Consider the following 22178-nt stretch of genomic DNA (forward strand, 5'->3'; position numbering starts at 1 on the left):
CAGAAAAACAGCAGCAGGATCCACCGCCTGCTGCTGTTTCTTATTTTGGTTCCTCACCGATAATTTTCACTTCGGTCTCCAAATCAACATTGAACTTTTTCTTAACTGTTTCCTGTACCCGCCTGATCAGTTTCAGATAATCCGAGGCAGTACCATGATCAACGTTGACCATAAAACCGGCGTGCTTGGTAGATACTTCAACGCCGCCGACTCTCGTCCCCTGGAGTCCACTGTCCTGAATCAGCTTGCCGGCAAAATAACCAGGCGGACGTTTAAACACACTTCCGCACGATGGATACTCAAGGGGCTGTTTTAATTCACGCAGTTTCGTCAACCGTTCCATTTCACTTTTTATTTCCCTGCAATCGCCCTTCTTAAGAGCAAATGTCCCTTCCAATGCCAGATAGCCTTTTTGAGAAATCGCGCTGCGGCGATAACCCATATTCAAATCATCTTCGCTCAATTTGATAATAGTGCCTTCCGTATTAACAACGACTGCGCTGCACAGCACATCGGCGGTCTCTCCTCCGTAAGCACCGGCGTTCATATATAAAGCGCCGCCGACAGAACCTGGAATGCCACACGCAAATTCCAGACCAGTCAGGCCGTGCTTTAATGCAAAATATGAAACATCAATAATGGACGCGCCGCTTTGCGCAATGATCCGGTTTCCTTCGCATCTGATCTGATCCAAACAGCCGCAGTGAATCACAATACCGCGGATTCCCCCGTCTCTGACAATCAGATTTGACCCTCGGCCGAGAATCGTCAGAGGCAGCTCATTTTGCCGAGAATAAGCAACAATTGCTCCCACCTCCTCATAGGTTCGAGGAGTGACAAAGAAATCCGCTTTCCCGCCCGTATGTGTGAACGTGTAGGCACTCAACGGCTCATCTATTTTGATCTGGTCTTCTTTCGCAACAATGTCCAGCAAATCAGAGCACACTGCTTTTTTATCCATAGTGCTAACCATTCCCTCTCGGCTTTATCGCCAAATTCCTGCCTTATTATTTATGCCATTGCCGGGCGGGTATGTCAACCTTCATAATTAACAGCAATTTAAATCACAGCAAAACCAGGATTACAGGGGCATTCACCGGTTCGTCGGAATGCACGGTTCTCTCTCACTGATGTTCAGCGAGATCGGGCATCATCCACACAAAAAGGGCGGAATAGAAAGCATTCGCCCCAGCGCCCGTTCGTATTATAATTGATTTTGCTGTTCGCGTGACTGCTGCTTATTATAATACATATATTCATCAGCCTTTTCGATCAGCTCACTGATCGTATTACCGTCATCCGGGTAAAAACTGATACCGATACTCAGCGACAGCCAAAGATCATAGCCATCCTGAACAATATGCCTTTTCTTGTTGTCCTCAATGCGCTCAGCAATATGCTGATAATCATCAAGAGAATGAATTCCGGGAAGCAGGACAAGAAATTCATCGCCACCATATCTGCAGACGATATCGTTTTTGCGTGTTGATTCTGTAAGCAGACTGGCGACACGCGTCATCACTTTGTCTCCTGTATTATGGCCATATGTATCATTAATCTGTTTAAATTCGTTGACATCGATAAACATCAGTCCAAGCATCGTACCCGTTTTCTTTGCCTCATTCAGGTATTTATCGGCAAATTTATCAAACAGTGCACGATTAGCCACACCGGTCAGTTTGTCATAATAAGCAAGTTTTTCGATCACTTTTTCTTTCTGCTTCAACTGAGTATTCAGATGAGACAGCTGTCCGACATAGGTCTGAAGCTGCTTGATTCGTTGAAACTGATTCGTGACATCCATGAATTCGAGGAGTAAAATGTTTTGTCCATTAGTCGCAATGCGATTAATCTTCAGATTGACCCGGTGTTCCGGACTGACCATATTTCGATGCATCGCAGCCGAAAAGAAGACCGGATTGCCGCCGGCAGAAAGTCCTCTGATCGCACTGTGGAAGAACGGACGCCCCAGTTCAGGCAGAATATGGTCGATTCTGGCGCCGAGCACCTCTTCGCTCCTTCTCCCGGTCATTTTCTCCATAAAAGGATTCCAGTAGGTGATCATGAGATCTTCAGTGATCATCACGATCCCCTCATTTATGCAGTTGAGAATGCCAGACAGCATAGAATCCATTTTTTTCTCATCATCCATTGTATAATTTATCAATCTTGTTCAGAATATCATCCAGAGATTTTAACGTCATATTAATCACAATCGCTCCGGAAATTTCCGTCCCCTCGATATCAAAAGCAAGGAACATCATCAGCACCAGCCGATAATCTTCCGGGTTAACAAAGTGTTCGGCACTCACATCATTCAATACATTAATTTCAGGCAGAGTGTACTCAATAGGAATATTAATGGTGTTGCTTAATTCACCGATAATTGAATTGACAACTATATTGCCGATCTCCTTGACCGTATCAAAATCAATATCGTTGAACTCCAGACTGTTCTCAGGTTCTTCCCTTGTTTCATGAAGGCATAGATCAATAAAGTGATGCATTTTATCCGCCGGAAAAAGCAAGCTGACCTTTCCTTCCAGCTGGCTGTCAAAAGAGATTGAAGAAACCATAACAGCTCCTTCAGCAACATTTCTGAGGTATTTATTCAGTTCGATTTTTGCGAGGCTGCTTTCCAGAATCTGTACACTCGGAATCGATAATCCGATACGCTTGTCGATAATCTCGGAAAGCGTAGATGCCGCCTGGCCCACACCGACATTAAACAGTTCTGTGAGAATATCTTCTCTGCTTATTTTATTATTCACGGCCAACCGTCCCCATGATGGCGCAAATCTCTTCTGCCTTTCGCTCATCAAGCGGCTTATTGATAAAAGAAAGAACACCCATTTTTTCGATGACTTCGCGCACTCGATTCTGGACATCTGCGGTAAGCACAATAACTTTAGCTTCACGATCTGCTTGCTTCACTTTTTCAATCAGATCCTGTCCTCTCAGTTTCGGCATCAGCAAATCGGTGATCAAAAAATCGGGACGATTCTCTAAATAATTATCCAAACCTTCCTGACCGTCTCCGGCAAATAAAAATTCAGTGTCTTTTGCATACTTTTTAAGAAGAGAATAGGTAATCTTCTGTGAAAACCTGGAATCATCCACAATCAGTACTTTTGTCAAAAATCTCACCTCTTCTTCATAGCTGCCTATAAAAGGACTGCCCCATCGCTGACAAGCGAAAATAATTCTATGTAACTAGGCATTTATACCCTTAAAATTGTAAAAATAAATATCTATAATCTCATTATAATAGGAAATAAGGAAATGACAAGAATCAGACACAGTTAAATGACAAACTGAATAAAAGATTGTTAAGCTTACGAAAATAATTATTCCAAGAATATTTTTTAGCTCTACTTAAAAACGTTGCCCTTCCTGACTACGAAACGCTGGATTCAAGATTGAAAAATAAACAGTGGACGGCCAATACTTTTTCGCTGGTTAAGTTTCATGGAACATTATCGCAAATCGCTATTTTATCATTCTCCAAGCAAAAAAAGAGCGGCATATGCTCTCGCCGCAAAAAGTTAATTCTTAATTAATTTATTTTTCTGTGAAGTTCATGCTTATGCCGATCAGCAAGAATCACAATTCCCTTCTTTGTCATCGCCTGCCTGATCAATTGCAGTTCCTGATACATCGCTCTGGATAAGAATCCGTTTTCAATGTTTCGTTTAATCACAAAGTAAAGTTCCGATAAATAGGTTGCTGAATACTGATCATACGCATTCATACGTAATTCCCCCACCTGTTATCATTACCCTTTGAAATCCGCCAATTCAATTGATATGTCAAAAGCAGCCACGGCTTTTCACAGTCTGTTCATAATTCACGCACAATTTTTTCTATATTGTTACTCCCCATGCATTAACTATACACAATTGTTTGAATCTTGAAATCCGTATTTCCCGCAATTTATATGCAAAAAAATTTATTTTATTTTTTAAAGGACAAAGGAACTTTGCGACAAAAGTCGAATTGACTATATGTGTGGCATATTTGATCAAAGGAGGCAAAATTAATGAATGAAAAATTGTGGACTTTGGTACAGGAATTGGTCAGTCAACCCCATGTGAATGCTTCCGATCTGGCATTCGCAGGAGCTGAACTGGATCCGGATCTCGCACCCGTTTTTGTCAAACACATGAACCAAGAAGCCGCTACTCTGAACGATCCGATTGAATGGGCTTAAACAATGGCGTATATCAGAGAGCAGATCAGGAATTATTTATATCATTGGTTGTCACATGTTGAAGAAAATAGTGAGATAGCCAATCTAATTTCTTCCCTTTTACACAACAAAGGGAAGATTTTTAATGACGGATCAAAATTCACCTGGGCAGAATTTTATTATTATGTTGCACGTCTTTTTGATGAACGCGACGAGTCCAAAACTTCACAGATCGTGTGCTCAGCAGCTGTTGAATTACTTTTAGTGGCAACCGATATATTGGATGATCTGGCAGATCAGGATTCTAAAGGAGAAATTTTATCATCCATCGCCGTACCTCAGGCCATCAACTTATCTAATATACTTTGGACAAACGGGCTGGCGCTAATCAATGAACAAGGAGGGCATCATTCACTTACGGTCGCTATTCAGCAGTTGAAGAAAGCTGCCTACGGGCAGTTTACTGATTTGTATTTTACCATTGACAGAAATAACAAACTGACGGAAGCAGATTATTTTGCACACATTAATCAGAAGTCAGTGTCTTTGACAAAAATGGTCTTTCTTATGCAACATCTTCCCAAGAAGACCAATGCGTTTTGGATTCAAATTGCGAATTATATAGGTTGGTCTGGACAGATTGGCAATGATACACGGGATCTTTTTGATGACACGAAAAACGATTTATACGATAAAAAAGCAACATTGCCGATAATAAAAGCAATTGAGGCAAGTCAAAAAAAGGGAGACAGATGGTTTTTGGATGCGCTTACCTCAACAGATTTTTCTAAAAATGGTCTAACCGTTTCAAAAATCCGAATGTACATAAAGCAAACCGGAGCCGTTAACTACTGCACAATTCTTTCGGAGTTTTATTTAAATAAAGCAATTCAGCTCATTAAAAAATATCAGAAAACCAGTATGCATAAAGATGCCTGCACAGATTTTATCCAGTTTCTTGGAGGGAACAACGATTAAACTCAAACCTATTTCTTATCTCTTTTTTTCTTTTTTCTTTATTTTAAATGCTTACTACTTCTATGCGTTTCTTTGCCATACAAAATTCGAACTTTTGAACGCTGACCCTGAACCTCATTTAGACCAACTTGTTCTCATGCTTATCATTGGTGCGTTTTTTATAGGTTCTGGTTTTTACTGTGCGGTGAATAAACCATTTTCTGTTGTGACCAAACACTATTTTTTTCTGATGTTCACTGCAGGAATCGCAATTACTTCGGCCATTCCTTCAGGTGTGCATATTCCAATCGCCCGTCCGATAGAAATCATGTCTGCTCTTTGTTCATCCTTATTCCTTTTTCAGTTCTTTTTATATTTTCCACGGACCACAAAACCCAACCTGTTGAGAAAAATCAATGATTACTTACGTTATATTTTATTTTTTGTTACAATCACCTATCTAGTTACATTTTTGATATATCGGAATTTAGACAATCCTTTTGCTGCACTCTTCCGTTCACTAATCATTCTTCTTGTCATTTTTGTACTCATCCTTTGTTTTACTTTGATTCTTCTCATGCTCAAATCGAATTCCGCCAAAGTGAAAAACCAGCTTTATCTGTTAATCGGGTCCTTCATTCTATCTTTTTTCCCGGTTCTCTCTCTCAGCCTGATTCCTTATGTTTTCTTCAATGCCGGCCAGCGGGTACCCTTTTATTACAGCATCATAAGTGTTGTTATTTTCCCGATCACACTGACCTATATGCTGACACAGCATGAAATTATTGACGTCATGCTTAAATTGAAACAAGTAGTTTCAAAGCTCATCGCCATTGTACTCACCCTGGCATTCGCCAACCTCCTGTATTTTCTTTTCTTTCAGGATTACTTAAAATATTTTTATCGTGCAAACCTTATGTATCTTGCCATCATTATCTGTGCTTATCTGTTAGGCGGTTTTTACAGCGTTCGTTCCTATCGTCGTTTTTTTGACAAAACACAGGTGATCGAAAAAGAAAAGCTTCAGATCATGCAGCATATTTCTAATGGAAAGCATCTGAGATTCTGTGCACGCCTGATCATCCAGCTCATCGAACAGACAGTGGACGTTAAAGGTGCCGCTCTCGTGTGGAAACAAAAAGGACTACCGAGAATACTGCATCAGACCGGTATTTTTGTCTATGAACAACCCGCGCTTAACCTCTTAGTGAAAATGGCCGATATGTCGCCTGAGCGCATTCAAAAACAATATAATATTCTCATTCTTCCTCTTTCTGATTCTGCCAGCGTCAAAGGATGGATTTTTCTTGGTCAGAAAACAAACGGCACCCGCTTTGCCAAGAGTGAATATACGCTTATCCATGAAATCTGCTCAGACGCACTGAGTCTGCTTGACAGTTCCGAATTTCGCGCCAAATTAGACGAAGAACTGGAAAAGACACAGAATCAATCGTATTCAGAAGAACAGTTTAATGCACTGCTTATGAATTCTATTGACGAAAGCAGGCGAAATTTATCGCTTTTTCTGCACGATGACATCCTGCAAAATGTTATACTATTGGAGAATAGAATTGACAATTTGCACAGAGCAGGAAAAATTGACGATGCAGCCTATCAGGAGATTCATGAATCGTTCTTGAACACGATTTATGAAATTCGCGAGAAGTCTCGTGAACTGCATCCTTTTGTCGTTGAGGATCTTGGTTTGGAACAGAGCATTCAGGTCCTGAAAAAGAACCTGCAGACCAACTACAACATCATCGTTGACGCAAGTTGCGATCTTGGCATGACCGTTATCCCCAAGAAAGTTGAACTGGCTGTATTCCGTATTATTAAAGAGCTGCTGCACAATTCGATCAAACACGCTTCAGTGCCGGTAGTCAAAGTTTCACTTAAATGCGCCAACCGCTATTTATATCTTACAGCCAGTGATCAGGGCAGAGGATTCGATCTTGCTCATACACTGCGCGCATCAACAGGACATATCGGTCTGCTCACTGTTCAAAAAACCATCGATCTCCTGCACGGAATCTGTGACATACAATCTTCACCCGGTTGCGGTACAACGATCACGATAACAATGCCTCTAGAATGGAATGATGACCGTGACAATCAATATCATCCTGGTTGATGACCACCTGCTTATGCTCATGGGGCTGAAAGAGCTGCTTGAAAAAGAGCAGGGCTTTCATGTACTGGAGGCGTTCACAGATCCGGTACAGCTTGAAAGTTATTTAGCATTGCATCCGCCTGATATTCTCGTTCTGGATGTACGCCTGAAAAATACAAGCGGAATAGAGATCACAAAACAGCTTAAAAAAAGCAATACAGCACTGAAAATCATATTGCTATCCGGTTATCAATACGATGAATATGTTGAAGCGGCAAAATCAGCAGGAGCTGATGCCTATGTAACTAAGGAAGAATCAAATGCCAGACTTGCAACGGTTATCCGCCAGGTTTACAACGGAGAAAAGATATTCCCCAACCTTCACCCCGAAATTCACAGTGAAACCTTAACGACACGTGAGCTGGATATACTGAAGCTGATTGCAAAAGATTTAACAACCAGAGAGATCAGTAAAGAACTGGCAATCAGTAAGCGAACCGTTGAATACCACATTTCCTCCATTATCCAGAAATTAGACGCCGATTCGCGTGTTGGTGCCGTCGTCAACGCCATAAAAAAAGGATTGCTGAACATTTAAAGTACAGCAACCCAGCCCCGCAGGATACATACAAGAATTTCTTTTTCCTTTAGAAAACTTGGCTTTGCCAAGCCTTTGACACGGGCGAAGCTGCCGTCGCACTTATACTATTTTCCTTAAATTTTATATACTTTCTTATAGTATAAGAAAAACCGGGCATAGCCCGGTCCTTACTTCCGCACGATGCGGTTGCTTCCGCGTTACATACAGGACGTACTTTCACAGGATACCGTTTGACTGCGATTTACCGACCATTCAGCATGATTTACCGGTCATTCCTGCGCTATTTACCGGTCATTCAGTATGATTTACCGGTCATCGCGTGTTTTCACAGTTTTCTACCGGAGTCTTTGATCTGTTTGTTTGTTTGGCATCGGCGCATCAATTGCTTGCTTGCCGCGGGCGAAGATAAAGATGCCGTCGCACTGATACTATAATCCGCCGATTTTCAAACTTTCTTATAGTATAAACGAATGCTTACTTAAACCCCTGTCTGACAGTATGTGCACCATCATATGACGCTATGAGCCCGTATAAATCCGGCCTGCGATCACGAAAAATGCCCCATTCAAAACGCTGCTTCTGGAGCTGGTCCAAGTCAAATTCAGCCGTAAGTATCGTCTCACTCGTTCGATCCGCTTCGCAGATTTTATTGCCCTGTGGCCCTGCAATAAACGAAGATCCATAAAATGTAATTCGCGAATCCTCATCTGTTTCCGTTCCGACCCGATTCGATGCAATGACTGGCATTAAATTGGATGCTGCATGGCCAAGCATGCAGGCTTGCCAGTGATCCTTGGAATCAATCGAAGCATCATACGGCTCAGAGCCAATGGCTGTCGGATAGAAAAGCAGTTCAGCGCCCATCAGTGCCATGCATCGCGCTGATTCCGGGAACCACTGATCCCAGCAAATTCCCGCGCCGATCTTTCCATAGCGCGTGTGCCACACCTTAAATCCGGTATCTCCGGGATTAAAATAAAATTTTTCCTCATAACCCGGTCCATCCGGTATGTGACTTTTCCGATACGTACTAAGCACTGTTCCGTCCGCGTCAATCACGGCAAGCGCATTGTACAACGCATTATTTTTACGTTCGTAAAAACTGAGCGGGAGCACAACCCCAAGTTCACTTGCAATCGTTTTAAAACGTTCGATCGCGCGGCTCTCTTTCAGCGGTTTGGCGAGCGCATAGTATTCCGTCTTCTCTTTTTGGCAAAAATAGGGTGTCTCAAACAGCTCCTGAAGCAGAATAATCTGCGCACCTTTGGCTGCCGCCCGGCGCACCAGCTCTTCTGCCTTGTGAAGATTCTCATCCAGATTCCAGGTACAGCTCATTTGCGTTGCTGCTACTTTAACTTTTCTCATTAATTGTTCGCCTCCGCCTGCTTTGTCATCTTCGGCATTTGCTGCGTTGTACAATGAACGTTCCCGCCTTCACTGATAATCGCCATCCCGTCCACACGCCGAATCATGCGATCAGGAAACTGTTCAGCGAGGATTGCTGCCGCCTGCTCATCCGTGTCCGCTGCACCTCCACCAAATACCGGCAAAATCAACCCACCGTTTACAAAATAGAAGTTCAGATAACTCAGCGTCAGACGTCCACCATGATCATAGCGTGCCGGCGGCTGAGGCACTCGGATGATTTTGAGTTTTCTTCCGTGTGCATCAGTTGTCTTCTCAAGCTGTGCAATATTTTCTTTTGTGACAAAAAAATTGTCGTCTGATGGATCATCACAACACTGAATCAGCACTTTGCCCGGTGCCGCAAAACAGGCGATATTATCCACATGTCCGTCTGTCTCATCACCGGCGAGTCCATGCTTCAGCCAGATCACCTTATCTACATTTAAGAAGGCTTTTAACTGATCTTCAATCTGAGTCCGACTCAGCTCTGGATTCCGATTGGCATTGAGCAGGCACTGCTCCGTCGTCAGCAGCGACCCTTCACCATCCGTATGAAAAGACCCGCCTTCCATAATGAGCGGTGCATCAAACCGGCGAACAGCTAAAGCCTCAAGAAGTTGCGGCGCAAGTGCATCATCTAAATACCAGGGGCGATATTTGCCGCCCCATGCATTGAAGCGCCAGTTAATTCCCGCAAGCCGTCCTTCCGGATCGGACACAAAAGTCGGCCCGTTGTCTCGCACCCAGGAATCATTGTGAGGCATGACGCGCATCTCAACCGGATAATGGCCTGGCTTAACCAGCTTGTGTACATCACACGGTTCATCCAGATTGATAAGCACGGTTACCGGTTCAAACTCAGCGATTGCCTGAATGAATCCGGCATAGCCTTTGCATACACGATCATAATCCTCCATATGGCACATCGATTCACGAACCGGCCAAGAGATAAAGGTACGTTCATGGGGCTGCCATTCTGCGGGCATTTTATAATTTAATGTTCTAGGATTCATGCGGCACCTCATCCTGTGATCATGAAATTTCGTCAATTATGCTATCATAGAAATGATATAGAAGCTTCATGCGCAGGTCAATCTTTTCTTAGCTTTGGAGGCTTCCAATCTTCACCGCCGATGTAAATCTTTTTGACCCATCTTTTGCTGAATGAAGGAGGAAATTCTGCGTGCCCCTCTCCATTCGGCAACCGGAAAATGGTTTGGATAGAAAAATCCAGAATTACCTGTCTTATTCTATTATCTCCAATCCGCTTTAATCATTCATGTGATGCTCCCCGACCATTCATTTCATGGTCAAACCCATGAAAGCGAGGCCCGCTCATGCAAAACTGGATCATTTCATTCATGGAGCAACACGGATATTTCGGTGTTTTTCTCATGATCTTTTTAGAAAACATTTTCCCTCCCATTCCGTCAGAAGTCATCCTCACGTTTGGCGGTTTTATGACAACGCGTACACAGTTATCACCTGCTCTGGTCATTCTTTTTGCTACAGCAGGATCAGTGGCAGGAGCAGCCGTCCTATATGCGATCGGAAGACTATGCAGTGTAGATCGTCTGGAGTCCATCGTCTCTCGCTGGGGCGGCATGCTGCGGCTTAAATCCGGCGACCTGACCAAAGCAGGAGACTGGTTTCAGCGATACGGATACCGAGCCGTCTTTTTTTGCCGCACTATCCCTTTAATCCGCAGCCTCATCTCAATTCCTGCCGGCATGTCAAAAATGAGTTTTTCTCTTTTTATGATTTTTACATGTCTCGGCACTTTAATCTGGAACAGCATCCTAGTGCTGCTTGGTGCTTATTTCGGAAATTCATGGAACCGAATACTTGAATGGATGGAGATTTACGCAGAGATCATTTATGTAATAATCATCGCTGCGGCAGTGATCATGGTCATTTATCTGATTAGGCGGAAGCGCAGATAGAGACATCAGTTACTTGCGGGACATATGCGCCTTCTTAGACTGTCATCGTTGATCGATACCTTTTGTTTACATTATCACTGCGGTAACTCACTTGCCACGGAACTTCTCAGACAAGCGGAAGAGCTTGGCGTGGCGATTATGATACGATCATCCTTAAAAAAATCTATGCTTTCCTGATGCATTAGAAAACCTGGCTTTACCAGGCCTTTGACACGGGTGAAGCCGCCGTCGCGACGGCCATGGACGGCCTAGTGTCCAATAAGCCGCAGGACGCGGCGTTTTTTCGGACCACTTATACTATGTTCCTTAAAATATATTACTTTCTTATATTAAAAAAACAGGCTCCCTGATTGCGGAAACCTGCTCTTCTTCATTAATTTCTCCAATTACTTGGCTGCCGCGGCCTCCTGCTTCGTCTGCTGAGACGCCCGGTCACCCACTTCAATTCCGGCGTCAATAGCCACCTGAACAATTTGCCGGATCCATGACTCGGATTCACCGTCAAGCTTTCCTTCGGTGTACCATTCGCCAACCTGTTTGCAGGCTTCCGGATAGTGAAGTTCCGCCGACAGAAGAAGGAGATGCATCCCTTCTTTTTCATCCTTAACAGTTTCCTGCCCGCCAAATGAACCGTTCAGTCGAATCTGCGCCAATTCATAGACGGCCTTAGGATGATGGCAGGCAGCCGCTTCTTCAATTAAGCGCAGACCGCGTTCCGGATTTGGTTCAACGCCTTCCCCATTGCCAAGTGCCATACCAACCTGATACAGCGCGGGGCCGTATTTTTGCGTCGCGCTGCGGAAGAGATAGTCTGCGGCTTCTTTTCCTGCAATAGATAAATCCATGGATGCATCTGATTTGCTGAGCTTCCAGATTTCATACTGTGCAGAAGGGAGCGTCTGTGCGGCCTTGAAAAGCCATCGATAAGCACGCTCTCTATTCGGCCGTTTATTTTTCAGCGACTTGAATCCGTCAAGATAAAACTGATAAAGCGCAAATTGAGCGTCCGGATAACCGAGTGCCGCGGCCGCATCAATCAGCTGTCTTGCACGTTCAGGATCTGCAGATACGTAATAACCATCCAGGAGAATATTTGCATATCGATACATCGCCTCTGCATCGCCATTTTCTGACGCTGAACGTAAGTAATTGGCAGCTTCCCGATGCTCCATCATCAGTTCATTACCTTGCTCATACTTATCCATAATCTGGATGCATGCCTTCGGATTTCCTGAATGAGCGAAACGTTTCAGTAAATCATAGGCCTTACTGCGGTCCTTCTCCCACAGAACATCTTTATAACGTCCTTCATAATAACCCTGAAACTGCTTCATCTGGGCGCCCCATTCATTCAGCGCAGCAGCTTCATTCAGCAGTGCAATCCCTTTCTGATCATCTTTCTCGATATAGTGACCGTCTATGTACAGATCGCCAAGCCTTGTCTTCGCTTTTGGAAGTCCCTGATCTGCAGCGAAAACCAGCCATTTCAACGCACTTTCCTGATCCATTAAAAATTCATTGCCATGTTCAAAATAATCCCACAGGTCATAGGCAGCCTGCGCGCCCCCGTGCGCTGCAGAGTCAAGAAGCCACGAATAGGCATCCTTTTTATCCGCATGTACTTCGTGCCCAAGACTTTCTCCTGTATAAGCGATTCTGAACAAAATGTATTCGGCATCCGCCTGCTTCTTCTCTGCGGCCTGATCTAAAATGCTGATGTACTCGTGAACATCTTCAGAGGAAATATAGATCAGATTTTTTTCGTACGCTTCGGCAAGTGTGCGAACGGCCTTCTGCTCACCCGCTGCTGCTGCAGCTTTTAAATAGGCGAATGCTTTACTGCTGTCATAGTCCGATCCTTCTTTTGTGCAACTGTACGCATAAATCAGATACTGCGCTTCCTGATCGCCGCTTTCAGCTAATTGTTCACATGTTTTTAATGATGCTTCATCAGTAATCTTTACTGGCCGTTTCTTTGCAGCTGCTCCCTGCTTCTTCTGTTCGGAATTCTCGGATGTTTGCTGATTCAGGCGTTTTTGCCATTGCGCGGCATCTTTCTGATCAGCTTTTGCAATGCGCGGATTTTTGTAAAGTCCGGCTAGTGTTTTTATAGCATCAGAAGACCCCTTATCCGCACGTTCGCGAATGATATCCAGCCCCATGCGCACCACTTTGATATTTTCTGCATTCTGCTTAACCCAGAAAGCTGCTTTTGCAAGCTGAATGGATTCCCGCGGTTCGCTGCGCAGATACTCACGCATCCGCTGATGAGAAAAGTAATCCAGACGGCCGCTTTTCATCGTGAGCAAATCCAGTGATTCCTCGCTCAGCACCTCACCCGCTGCTGTATCTTCCAGATGGATGCTGATGCTGATCAAATCTCCATAACTCAGTGACGGAAGCACCGTATACGGAATCTTTACAGACATATTCTCCGGACGCAGCGGCATGGTAAAATCTACTGCACCATCCGCATTCAGAAAATGTTCGTTCTCCTGCTGCTTAATTCCATGAAGCAGCGTACCTTCCGGATTCTGATAGAGCTGTACATGAATCACACGATGTCGCCTATGCCTTCGACCCGTGTATTCACCTGCCACGTGCAGTATAAGCGACACATTCAATTCATCATCTGTTTCCAAGTCTGCCAGGATAGGGCGTTCTGAAATAGTTTCCATATAAGTCTCCTCTTCTTCGAATAAAGTTAGCATCTACCAATCGTTCAAAAACAACGGCAACAGAATGGTTCGACCATGGCTTACTTTAATTGTAGAAGGAAGACGATGCGGACACTATCCGTCAATCGCCGTATAATATTCGCCGTTACAGCAGGCTCCGGACATAAAAAATACTTCTTAATCAGTAAAAAAGAATGATTTTTTTGTGCAGAAAATTCATTTCTTACACCTGAAAAAACCTATGTAGCAACACTTTTCGCTGTTTATTCATTAAAATAATGATCTGCCTGTTAAGAAAAACTAGGAAAAAAGCGCCCGGTCCACAATCTCCATCATGATTTATTGATTTATGCCTTTGGCTTTGCATTGGCGCGGCGGCAGCTTGCTGGCACCTGATCAACAGGAACGCTCCGATGGGGCCAGAGCGCCTCCGCTTTGATGCTTAGACATTGTATTGTTGCCTTCAGGACAAAATCATATACTTTCTTTACTCTTGAATAAGATCTTTAACAAAACGAAACACTGAAAGTCCGTGTTTCGTTTTCAAAATACATGATAGGATTCAAAAAAACAGATCATACTAATGTCAGGAGGTATTCCACCATGATTCGCGCCATCTTTTTAACCATCATCCTGCTCTTTGCACAATCTCCGCATCATTCACAAGATCTGACGGTCACATATAAAGGAAAAATCCTTCTGAAAACAGGTCGCTCAGAACTGGTTAATCCTCTGACATCACTTATTGACCGACAAAAATATCACCGATTTGAGGAGCAGGTTGGACGAAGCGTATCCAAGGCACCTGTAAATGCCAAAATTGACCATCAAGGTGCCATTGTACCCTCAAGAACCGGCTACAGCCTGAATCACACATCGTTTAAAGACCGGATTTACCGCTATTACTTCGGAGAAGGCTCGGCAACCGTGAATGCACCACTATTAAAGACCCATCCGGATGTCGACGAAGAATTGCTCGCGCATATACGTGTCCAGCGCATCGGTCACTATATCACCTTTTTCAATTCAGGCAATAAGAATCGAGCACATAATATTCATCTTGCTGCCACAGCACTTGACAACCATGTCATCTTTCCCAATGAAATTTTTTCTTTTAATAAAACGGTTGGCATGAGAACCCGGGTAAAAGGCTACCAGTCTGCACCGATCATTGTCCGCGGCGAATATTCAGAGGGGATCGGCGGCGGTATCTGCCAGGTGTCAACGACGCTTTTTAACGCTGCCGACCGTGCCGGATTGAAAATCATCGAGCGCTATTCCCACAGCAAACGTGTCGCCTACGTTCCTGACGGGCGCGATGCCACGGTCAGCTGGTACGGCCCTGATCTTCGATTTAAAAACACCTACAATCAGCCGATTCTGATCCGAGCATTTCAATACGGAGGCAGTGTCGCCTTTACGCTCTATTCCTCTGACGTCATCAACATTGCCCCGCGCCGCATCCCCAATGCTTCCAAACATCTTCCAAAAGAAATTCATCAGCCTGAAAACAAGCATTCATTCATAAAAAGCTAAATTATTTTTGCCAATCGTTTCATCATCGCTATAAAAGCAACGGCGCACAAGGACGCCAGAATCGTAAACACAATCACGGCAGGCCACGTATTCGTATGCAGATGCCACATGGTTACCAGCATCAGTGAAATAATGTTCACTGCAGTAAGCAGCGAAAAAATAAGCATGGCCGGTGCTAATAAGTAGCCGGATGACCTTTTCTGAAACAGCCATACCCCTGCGAGTACCATGAGCGGCAAATAAAAGGAGAAGTCAAGGACATGTACCGGATTTGAAAGCAGACCCGCTTTTGTAATGCTTTCCGGTGTTCTGTTTGCAAGAGCTGCCGGAAGTGAATCCGACAGCCAGATCAGGGCAAAACAAACCGCGAGTGCGATTAATAATAAGCCTGTTGATTTTTCATGCACGGTTTGATGAAACCAGCTTTTAAAATCAACCATTTTCATTTTGCTGATAAAATAGATAACTGAGTAAATCGATAATCCGAGAATAGCGCAATAAATATAAAACAATGGGTTAAAGTGAAGCGCAAATGCATAGATCAAAAAAGAATAAACGTTCGTTATCATGACACCGAACCAGAGAAGTGCACCACCCCTGCTTCCTTTTAATGCAAATAGAGCTGAAATAAGCAAAAGCGGTGTGATCACAAATAAATTTGAGATATCCTGACCGATCGTCTGTACGTACCAGTTCGCCGTTTCTTTTGAATAGATACTTGAATGGATAAGCCCGGTTAATGAAGCAACGACCACCAAAATAATAATGGGGACGGTAAACAGCAAAATTCCTTTATTCACCTGTTTCACAGTCGATCCTCCTGGTCCATTTCAGATAAATTCGCCATCATCTGACGCATGGCTCGTTTTGTCGCATGCAGATCTTTTTTCTTTATCCCCTTGAATAAAGAATGTGTAAATTCACGCCCTTCACTTCTGAGTTCATCCCAAAATGCTGTACTGCGTTTCGTCAGTTTCAGGCGTGTCACACGCGCATCTGCCGGATCTTTCTCAAGAATGAGCAGTCCCTTCTCTTCTAGTTTCAAAGCAATCTGCTTCACATTTTGATGTGAGCTGCCCATTTCTCGGGCTGCTTCTTTCATCGTCGGCGACTGATCAAACAGATTATCGATGACGATGGACAAAAACCACTGTTTCGTCGTGACATCAAATTTTTTAAATTCACGCTGAAGCATTGTATCGATTCGATTAGCAGCAACAAAAATAAAGCCGAACAGAAATTGTTCGTCAGGCAATGTTTCCACTTTTTTCAATGCAGCACACCTCTTTTGCGAAAAAAAGTAATGCATTACCTAAATAGATAATACATTATCTAATTGTCCGTTTCAAGGCAATTTTTATCATTTCAATAGATCTGGCCGTGATCATACAGCACAGTCTGTATCTCCCGGTGCATGTTCCATATATTGCAATCCTGATTGCATAAAATCACAAGCGACACATCGCTCTTCGGATAATAGGACAGCATGGCTGCCACACCATCGTTCATGCCATCCTTACGTACGCAAAAAACCTTATGATTGATCATCACAAATTCAAATCCATAGCCCGTAGTGATTGTCGCTTCAAGTTCAGGCTTCAAGCGTACAAAAGGCCGCTCGAAAGGACAATGCGGCTGAAAAAACATTGCCGAACGCTTAGAAGATAAAAGAGCCCCCGACTTCATCGCACGCAGCAAGCGATCTAAATCCTCAACGGTAGAATAGATGCCGCCATCCGGAGAGCCAATCGGAGGGTAGGAATAAATATTCTTTTTCCACTGGATCAGGCGGCCCTCCTCATCCCTGCAAGCCATATAGCCTTCTGCTGTGTTTTCGTTGACACCGTCCATTGCACAAAATTCAGTATGCAGCAGTTTCAGTGGCTGAACAATTCGTTTCATCACAAATTGTCGGTAATCCATACCCGACAATTGTTCAATCGCCATTCCCAATAGCACAAAGGCACAATTATTGTAGCGCATGTTTGTGCCCGCACGGAAAAGTGGCTTTTTGTACGCGAATTGAGGAAGAAAATCAGCTGTTTCCTGAATCGAGTAATTTGGCTTGTTCCGAAATAAATCAGCGTAATTTTCACCCGCCTCTTCATCTGCGTCATCTGCAATACCAGATGTGTGTGTTAATAACTGCTCTACAGTTACATCCCCTGGAATCTCAGTTTCGTTGAGATCAATCAAATCAGTAATTCGATCATTCAAATAGATCTTTCCTTCATCCACCAGCAGCAATACAGCAACGGCTGTAAATACTTTGGTGACCGATGCCGTGTCAAATTTGGTGTCCAGACGATTGGGCACATGAAAACCGCGATGTGCCATTCCGCAGGTGTGTGTAAAGAGAAGTTCGTTCCCTTTTTTTACTAGCACGTTTCCTGAAAAGTTATGGTTCTGTTCATAGTCATCTAAAATACGCTGAAAAAGTCGTTCCATGATGTACTCCTTTCAAAAAAACGTTTCACAATCATTTTGTTTTGTCTTGCAGTCTTAAATATGAAAAAAGTAGAACAGGTTTAATCCCATTCTACTTGATCAAGTCCTATCTTTCATTGTTTATTTGATGATACCGAACTGATCGATAATATACGGATCAGTGCCTTTGATTCGATCAATCTCATAGACAACAACAGAAAGTTTATTTTTATCAATCGTAACACTGGAAAAGTTCTGAATCGCACCACGCACCGGGCGCGTCGGATCGCTAGGATCCAGTCCGTATTTCAAAGCATGATTTTCTTCAGCGCGGGCAAATTTGCTGTAAAATGCATCGCCGAGCACGGGATCAGTGTTTTTTTTGTAGACTTTCGGACCTGCTGTTGCCGGGATATAATAGATTGCCCCATTCGGCTTTACCGCATAATCAATTTTCTCACCGTTCAGCCACTCCGTAATCGTTGTCGGATGAGTAGCTTCATTCCTTTTATTGATCGGCAACGTACGTGCATAAATATGGTCGTGACCCTGGATCACCAGATCAACGCCGAGCTTGCCGATCAGCGGCGCAATCTGATTTCTGACGCCATTTTGGCCGATAATATCCGAGTCTGTCGCATGGTTGGAAGTGGTATATGGCCCCTTGTGCATCAGAACCACCGTCCATTTTGCTCCATTGGCCTTTGCTTTTTTAATATCCGCCGCCATCCATTTTACCTGGTCCGGTGTAAAATCACGGTATTGCTCGGAATCTTCATTTGTATTCAGTACCACAAAGTGCGTATTGCTGTAATTGAAAGAATAATAAGCACCTGTAGTCGTGTCCTGATTTATCGTTGCCGGTTTCAAATTGAAGTGATCGATGAACGCATCATTCTCTGATTCATGGTTCCCGGCAGCCGGAACTACCGTTGTATCGCCCCAGACACTGCGACTGTTATTGATCAGCCAGTCCCACTGATCCTCTACGACACCGTTATCGACAATGTCTCCGGTCACAGTCATAAAATCGTAATGTTTAACGGTAGCCGAGGCTTTGTTAAACGTGTCCGCAGCAAGCTTGCCTTCATCTTCCGTTTTCGCCTGCGGATCCGTCAGTTCAAGAAATGTGAATGCACCGTTTTTCTTCGGCGCCGTTTTGACTGTACCTACCTTGCTCCAAATATTGCGTTTCGCATCACCGACCCGATAAAAATAAGCCGTGTCGGCCTTCAAGCCCTTAGCGTTAACCTTATGCACACGCTCTCCGCTGTCGTTGCTCGATACATAGCTTGTCCCATTGAATGTCCGCGCTTTTTTGAAATCAGGCTTCTTGCCGCTCCTGCCCGTTTTCTTCACCAGCTGGAGATCGCTTCGTTCGGAGTCAAGATTCGTATACCAGGTAAAGCCCTTCTCCGTCCGTGGATCGCCGGTAAAGGTCGGTACGATTTTCTTGACAGCCGGTTCAGCGTTTTCTGCAAGGGCACGAGGTGAAAAATTAGAAGCACCCGTAAAAACACCGAGTAGCAAAGCCAAAGTGACAGCAACAGACAGCATCTTAAATCGAATCTTCAAACACGCCAACTCCTTTTAAGGTTAATAGAATCGTCCTCAAGGAGAAGTCTAACGGCCAAATTTATATTCCGAGAAAACTGGTTATTTTATTTGTGTAAATGGCGGGCCCATTGATACAGACAGAAAGTAGAGAGGAAAATAGTCATGCCAGTCAAAGAAAGCGGGATTTTTTCTGGATTCTGAGATTATTCCCCCTATGTCTGCCTCCTTTGTGCCTGCGCGAATAGATCTTTAATTGAATGATCAGGGAAACATTATAACCTGCCATCGATTTGATGATCTTTTGGGGCATAACTCAGGTAGCAGCACTCGGTCAGCAAAATGGATTCCCGAATAAATAATCAGAGTTAAACTAGATACTGCTCAAATAATCGATTATCTCAGCCGCATCATTTTTAAAATTTGTTTAAAAGTAATTGATGACTGATGTGGTGAATAAATACTGAAACAAAAAGTCTCGCATGTCGAAAACATCTGATGCAGTTCGTATAAAAGGTTTGTCCGTTTAAATCGGTGATACGCTTGGGAATATAGGCATTTCCTATATCAACCTCATTCGCTTCTTTGTCTCACCTATTGCCTTATTCAGAAAAATTTTCTAGTGAATCAATTGACCACAAAATACAAATGAATCTTTTCAGCAATAAGGTACACCCAAAATTCGACATATTTCCCGAGAAATAATGGCGTCATGAAAAAACGGGTTTCCGACCTGAGAATACGCGGCTGTATGCTGTTTCAGTTCCTGCTCACTGTAAGTGCGCCGGTAATTTACAAAATCTTAATACAAATCATCGGCGCATCCTGTTTTCTCTTCGCTATAATTGATTTTAGAAGATATTGGGAAAGTGCAGGTAAAACGACCCATGGATAATCAGATCATTCGCGAATTGGATACGATCATCGATGGGCAGATGATCAAAACGGTTTTCCAGCCAATCATTTCGTTACACAATGGCGATGTTCATGGATATGAAGCACTGAGCCGTGTGACAAGTAATGAGTCGCATCTGAATAACCCCGAACAGCTGTTCACTGCTGCAGCCGCTCATGATCGGCTGCACGCTCTCGATACACTGTGCCGGACGATTTCTTTGCATACATTCTGTGATTTAGATGAGGACGACTCGACAAAGCCTCTGTTTCTCAATATCAGTTCACTCATTCTTCAGGATGAACACTTTCTTGAGCATTTCAAAACACATGATCTGGATAAAATCGGCCTGGAACCGAATCGAATTGTTTTTGAGATTACGGAACGAAATTCTATTCATCATGTCAATCGGTTTACCTCCTCCATTCATGCGCTTAAGTCTTCCGGATTTCAGGTAGCCATTGATGATGCCGGTGCCATGTATTCTGGACTGAATTTAATTACGGATACACAGCCACACTATGTGAAGCTGGACAGGCAATTGACAAAAAATGTTGACTTTAGGGGCATTAATTATGCGCTCATTAAAGGGTTGGTTGAATTCTGCAGAATGTCGGACATTCGTTTAGTCGCAGAAGGCGTGGAGACACTTGCCGAGCTTAAATGTCTCATTGATCTGGGCGTTCCCTATGCCCAGGGCTTTTTCCTGCAAAGACCTGCGCCGCTGCTAGCCGAACTCAGTGAATCAGTAAGAGGCGAGATCATCAACCATCATACAAAACGGAATCGGCTTTACGAACAGCCAAATACCAGCAGCTACATTTACAATATCTGCACGCCAACTGAAACGATTACCAGGGATATGAATATCGAACAGGTACTGGAAAAATTAAAGAAAGACTTCGAGAGTCCCGGACTGTGCATCACTGAAAATAAAAAAGTGATCGGCATTATCACCCGTGCACAGCTCACGCTGCAGGTCAGCGGACGATATGGATTCAGCCTCTACCATAAACGACCCATTTCCCTTCTTATGGACAAAGACTTTATTGCCATTGATTACCGGACACCCATCAATGAAGTTTCAAAGCTTGCGATGACGCGGCCTCAGGAGAAGCTCTACGACTTCATCGTCGTAACAAAAGATGATCAGTATCTGGGTACAGTAACGATTCAGAATCTTCTGCTGAAATCGACGGAAATCGAAGTGATTAAAGCAAAATATGAAAATCCGCTCACCGGTCTTCCAGGAAATCTCATCATTGAACAGAAGATGAAGCGAGCCCTTGAAACAAAAGACACATTCAGTGTTTTGTACATTGATATTAATCACTTTAAGGAGTACAACGATGTTTATGGCTTTGAGAACGGGGACGCGGTCATCAAACTGCTTGCAGACATACTCTTACTTTACCTGCCTGTTGATCAGTTTGTCGGCCATGTCGGCGGTGATGACTTTGTTGTCGTCATGAGTGAAGTGGATGTGGCTGATTTCTGTCATAATGTGAGTGAACACTTCCAGCAAAAGGTCCGCTTGCACTATAACGAACAGGATCGGGTTAATGGCTATATTATTGCAGAAAATAGATTAGGAATTATGGAGCAATTTCCCATCATATCTATATCAATCGCCGGAACCTGCGTACAATCCGATCACTATCTCAGTGTGTTTGATCTGACCAAGAGACTGGCAAAGCTGAAAAAGAAATCCAAAAGACAAAAAGATCAGCATTTCTTATTTATTGAGTCATAGCTTTTTTTACTTTGCATCCTGCAGACTGATCGTTTTTTCGGATGCTATTGCTTTCATAATTCTCTGGTTCGTCTTATGATATAAATTGAAAACGCTCTTTTTCTAAATTGAACGGATTTGGAGGGAAT

General features: G+C 43.6%; 19 protein-coding genes. 7 read left to right on the top strand and 12 right to left on the bottom strand.

All coding sequences use genetic code 11. The annotated features are described in order from the left end of the window. Nucleotides 1-40: 40 nt before the first annotated feature. The 5 genes from murB to M3N64_RS08960 form a co-directional block, all read right to left on the bottom strand. On the bottom strand, nt 41-961 hold the full coding sequence (gene murB, locus M3N64_RS08940; RefSeq protein ID WP_249101329.1) for a UDP-N-acetylmuramate dehydrogenase: 921 nt from the start codon (nt 959-961) through the stop codon (nt 41-43). A 243-nt stretch (nt 962-1204) separates the two neighbouring features. Then, nucleotides 1205-2152 carry a GGDEF domain-containing protein gene (locus M3N64_RS08945; RefSeq protein ID WP_283163386.1) on the bottom strand — a complete coding sequence of 316 codons (948 nt, stop codon included), beginning with the start codon at nt 2150-2152 and terminating at the stop codon, nt 1205-1207. Then, nucleotides 2145-2771 (bottom strand): chemotaxis protein CheC, encoded by a 627-nt coding sequence (locus M3N64_RS08950; RefSeq protein ID WP_249101334.1) that lies wholly within the window; start codon nt 2769-2771, stop codon nt 2145-2147. Before M3N64_RS08950 ends, M3N64_RS08945 begins: the two co-directional genes overlap by 8 nt. Further along, nucleotides 2764-3138: a response regulator transcription factor gene (locus M3N64_RS08955; RefSeq protein WP_249101338.1), complete on the bottom strand. Its 375-nt coding sequence runs from the start codon at nt 3136-3138 to the stop codon at nt 2764-2766. The genes M3N64_RS08950 and M3N64_RS08955 overlap by 8 nt, the downstream gene beginning before the upstream one ends. 418 nt (nt 3139-3556) lie before the next feature. Continuing rightward, nucleotides 3557-3751, bottom strand: a complete 195-nt coding sequence (locus tag M3N64_RS08960) for a hypothetical protein (protein WP_249101341.1) — start codon at nt 3749-3751, stop codon at nt 3557-3559. Between the two features lie 288 nt (nt 3752-4039). On the opposite strand from M3N64_RS08960, the gene M3N64_RS08965 reads away from it, so the two are divergent. The 4 genes from M3N64_RS08965 to M3N64_RS08980 all read left to right on the top strand — a co-directional run bounded on the left by M3N64_RS08965 (nt 4040) and on the right by M3N64_RS08980 (nt 7854). Further along, nucleotides 4040-4210: a hypothetical protein gene (locus M3N64_RS08965; RefSeq protein ID WP_249101344.1), complete on the top strand. Its 171-nt coding sequence runs from the start codon at nt 4040-4042 to the stop codon at nt 4208-4210. A 3-nt stretch (nt 4211-4213) separates the two neighbouring features. Further along, entirely contained in the window at nt 4214-5167 is a 954-nt protein-coding gene (locus M3N64_RS08970; RefSeq protein ID WP_249101349.1) for a polyprenyl synthetase family protein, read from the top strand. Nucleotides 5168-5723: 556 nt separating this feature from the next. After that, nucleotides 5724-7277: a sensor histidine kinase gene (locus M3N64_RS08975; RefSeq protein ID WP_249101352.1), complete on the top strand. Its 1554-nt coding sequence runs from the start codon at nt 5724-5726 to the stop codon at nt 7275-7277. Then, the gene (locus M3N64_RS08980) at nt 7246-7854 is read left to right on the top strand and encodes a response regulator transcription factor (RefSeq protein WP_249101356.1); all 609 of its coding nucleotides are present in this window, start codon (nt 7246-7248) and stop codon (nt 7852-7854) included. Before M3N64_RS08975 ends, M3N64_RS08980 begins: the two co-directional genes overlap by 32 nt. A gap of 477 nt (nt 7855-8331) precedes the next feature. Here the strand turns inward: M3N64_RS08980 and aguB are convergent, their stop codons facing one another. Then, nucleotides 8332-9222 (bottom strand): N-carbamoylputrescine amidase, encoded by an 891-nt coding sequence (aguB, locus tag M3N64_RS08985; RefSeq protein WP_249101359.1) that lies wholly within the window; start codon nt 9220-9222, stop codon nt 8332-8334. Continuing rightward, nucleotides 9222-10277, bottom strand: a complete 1056-nt coding sequence (locus M3N64_RS08990) for an agmatine deiminase family protein (RefSeq protein WP_249101364.1) — start codon at nt 10275-10277, stop codon at nt 9222-9224. The genes aguB and M3N64_RS08990 overlap by 1 nt, the downstream gene beginning before the upstream one ends. A 324-nt stretch (nt 10278-10601) precedes the next feature. On the opposite strand from M3N64_RS08990, the gene M3N64_RS08995 reads away from it, so the two are divergent. Then, nucleotides 10602-11207, top strand: a complete 606-nt coding sequence (locus M3N64_RS08995) for a DedA family protein (RefSeq protein WP_249101368.1) — start codon at nt 10602-10604, stop codon at nt 11205-11207. A 386-nt stretch (nt 11208-11593) separates the two neighbouring features. On the opposite strand, the gene M3N64_RS09000 is transcribed toward M3N64_RS08995, so the two are convergent. After that, nucleotides 11594-13885, bottom strand: a complete 2292-nt coding sequence (locus M3N64_RS09000) for a tetratricopeptide repeat protein (RefSeq protein WP_249101370.1) — start codon at nt 13883-13885, stop codon at nt 11594-11596. A 603-nt stretch (nt 13886-14488) separates the two neighbouring features. On the opposite strand from M3N64_RS09000, the gene M3N64_RS09005 reads away from it, so the two are divergent. Then, complete coding sequence (locus tag M3N64_RS09005) at nt 14489-15421, top strand: VanW family protein (RefSeq protein ID WP_249101373.1); 933 nt, start codon at nt 14489-14491, stop codon at nt 15419-15421. On the opposite strand, the gene M3N64_RS09010 is transcribed toward M3N64_RS09005, so the two are convergent. The 4 genes from M3N64_RS09010 to M3N64_RS09025 all read right to left on the bottom strand — a co-directional run bounded on the left by M3N64_RS09010 (nt 15418) and on the right by M3N64_RS09025 (nt 19405). Next, nucleotides 15418-16230, bottom strand: coding sequence for a hypothetical protein (locus M3N64_RS09010; RefSeq protein WP_249101376.1), 813 nt, complete (start codon nt 16228-16230; stop codon nt 15418-15420). The genes M3N64_RS09005 and M3N64_RS09010 overlap by 4 nt on opposite strands. Then, a complete protein-coding gene (locus M3N64_RS09015; protein ID WP_249101411.1) occupies nt 16227-16685 on the bottom strand; it encodes a MarR family winged helix-turn-helix transcriptional regulator in 459 nt (152 codons plus the stop codon). The genes M3N64_RS09010 and M3N64_RS09015 overlap by 4 nt, the downstream gene beginning before the upstream one ends. 101 nt (nt 16686-16786) lie before the next feature. Then, a complete protein-coding gene (locus M3N64_RS09020) occupies nt 16787-17869 on the bottom strand; it encodes a serine hydrolase domain-containing protein (protein WP_249101379.1) in 1083 nt (360 codons plus the stop codon). Between the two features lie 120 nt (nt 17870-17989). Next, the gene (locus M3N64_RS09025) at nt 17990-19405 is read right to left on the bottom strand and encodes a purple acid phosphatase family protein (RefSeq protein WP_249101414.1); all 1416 of its coding nucleotides are present in this window, start codon (nt 19403-19405) and stop codon (nt 17990-17992) included. Nucleotides 19406-20289: 884 nt separating this feature from the next. Between M3N64_RS09025 and M3N64_RS09030 the strand changes: the two genes are divergently transcribed. After that, entirely contained in the window at nt 20290-22050 is a 1761-nt protein-coding gene (locus M3N64_RS09030) for a GGDEF domain-containing protein (protein WP_249101383.1), read from the top strand. The last annotated feature ends 128 nt before the right edge of the window (nt 22051-22178 follow it).

Source organism: Sporolactobacillus mangiferae (genome assembly GCF_023336505.1).
GTDB classification, from domain to species: domain Bacteria; phylum Bacillota; class Bacilli; order Bacillales; family Sporolactobacillaceae; genus Sporolactobacillus; species Sporolactobacillus mangiferae.

What these genes read in the sequence shown, in the direction of transcription:
- murB (WP_249101329.1), bottom strand. Translation starts at nt 961, where the DNA reads ATGGATAAAAAAGCAGTGTGCTCTGATTTGCTGGACATTGTTGCGAAA.
- M3N64_RS09000 (WP_249101370.1), bottom strand. Translation starts at nt 13,885, where the DNA reads ATGGAAACTATTTCAGAACGCCCTATCCTGGCAGACTTGGAAACAGAT.
- aguB (WP_249101359.1), bottom strand. Translation starts at nt 9,222, where the DNA reads ATGAGAAAAGTTAAAGTAGCAGCAACGCAAATGAGCTGTACCTGGAAT.
- M3N64_RS09005 (WP_249101373.1), top strand. Translation starts at nt 14,489, where the DNA reads ATGATTCGCGCCATCTTTTTAACCATCATCCTGCTCTTTGCACAATCT.
- M3N64_RS09030 (WP_249101383.1), top strand. Translation starts at nt 20,290, where the DNA reads ATGGATAATCAGATCATTCGCGAATTGGATACGATCATCGATGGGCAG.
- M3N64_RS08965 (WP_249101344.1), top strand. Translation starts at nt 4,040, where the DNA reads ATGAATGAAAAATTGTGGACTTTGGTACAGGAATTGGTCAGTCAACCC.
- M3N64_RS08960 (WP_249101341.1), bottom strand. Translation starts at nt 3,751, where the DNA reads ATGAATGCGTATGATCAGTATTCAGCAACCTATTTATCGGAACTTTAC.
- M3N64_RS08990 (WP_249101364.1), bottom strand. Translation starts at nt 10,277, where the DNA reads ATGAATCCTAGAACATTAAATTATAAAATGCCCGCAGAATGGCAGCCC.
- M3N64_RS08945 (WP_283163386.1), bottom strand. Translation starts at nt 2,152, where the DNA reads ATGGATGATGAGAAAAAAATGGATTCTATGCTGTCTGGCATTCTCAAC.
- M3N64_RS09020 (WP_249101379.1), bottom strand. Translation starts at nt 17,869, where the DNA reads ATGGAACGACTTTTTCAGCGTATTTTAGATGACTATGAACAGAACCAT.
- M3N64_RS08980 (WP_249101356.1), top strand. Translation starts at nt 7,246, where the DNA reads ATGACCGTGACAATCAATATCATCCTGGTTGATGACCACCTGCTTATG.
- M3N64_RS08970 (WP_249101349.1), top strand. Translation starts at nt 4,214, where the DNA reads ATGGCGTATATCAGAGAGCAGATCAGGAATTATTTATATCATTGGTTG.
- M3N64_RS08995 (WP_249101368.1), top strand. Translation starts at nt 10,602, where the DNA reads ATGCAAAACTGGATCATTTCATTCATGGAGCAACACGGATATTTCGGT.
- M3N64_RS08975 (WP_249101352.1), top strand. Translation starts at nt 5,724, where the DNA reads ATGCTCAAATCGAATTCCGCCAAAGTGAAAAACCAGCTTTATCTGTTA.
- M3N64_RS09025 (WP_249101414.1), bottom strand. Translation starts at nt 19,405, where the DNA reads ATGCTGTCTGTTGCTGTCACTTTGGCTTTGCTACTCGGTGTTTTTACG.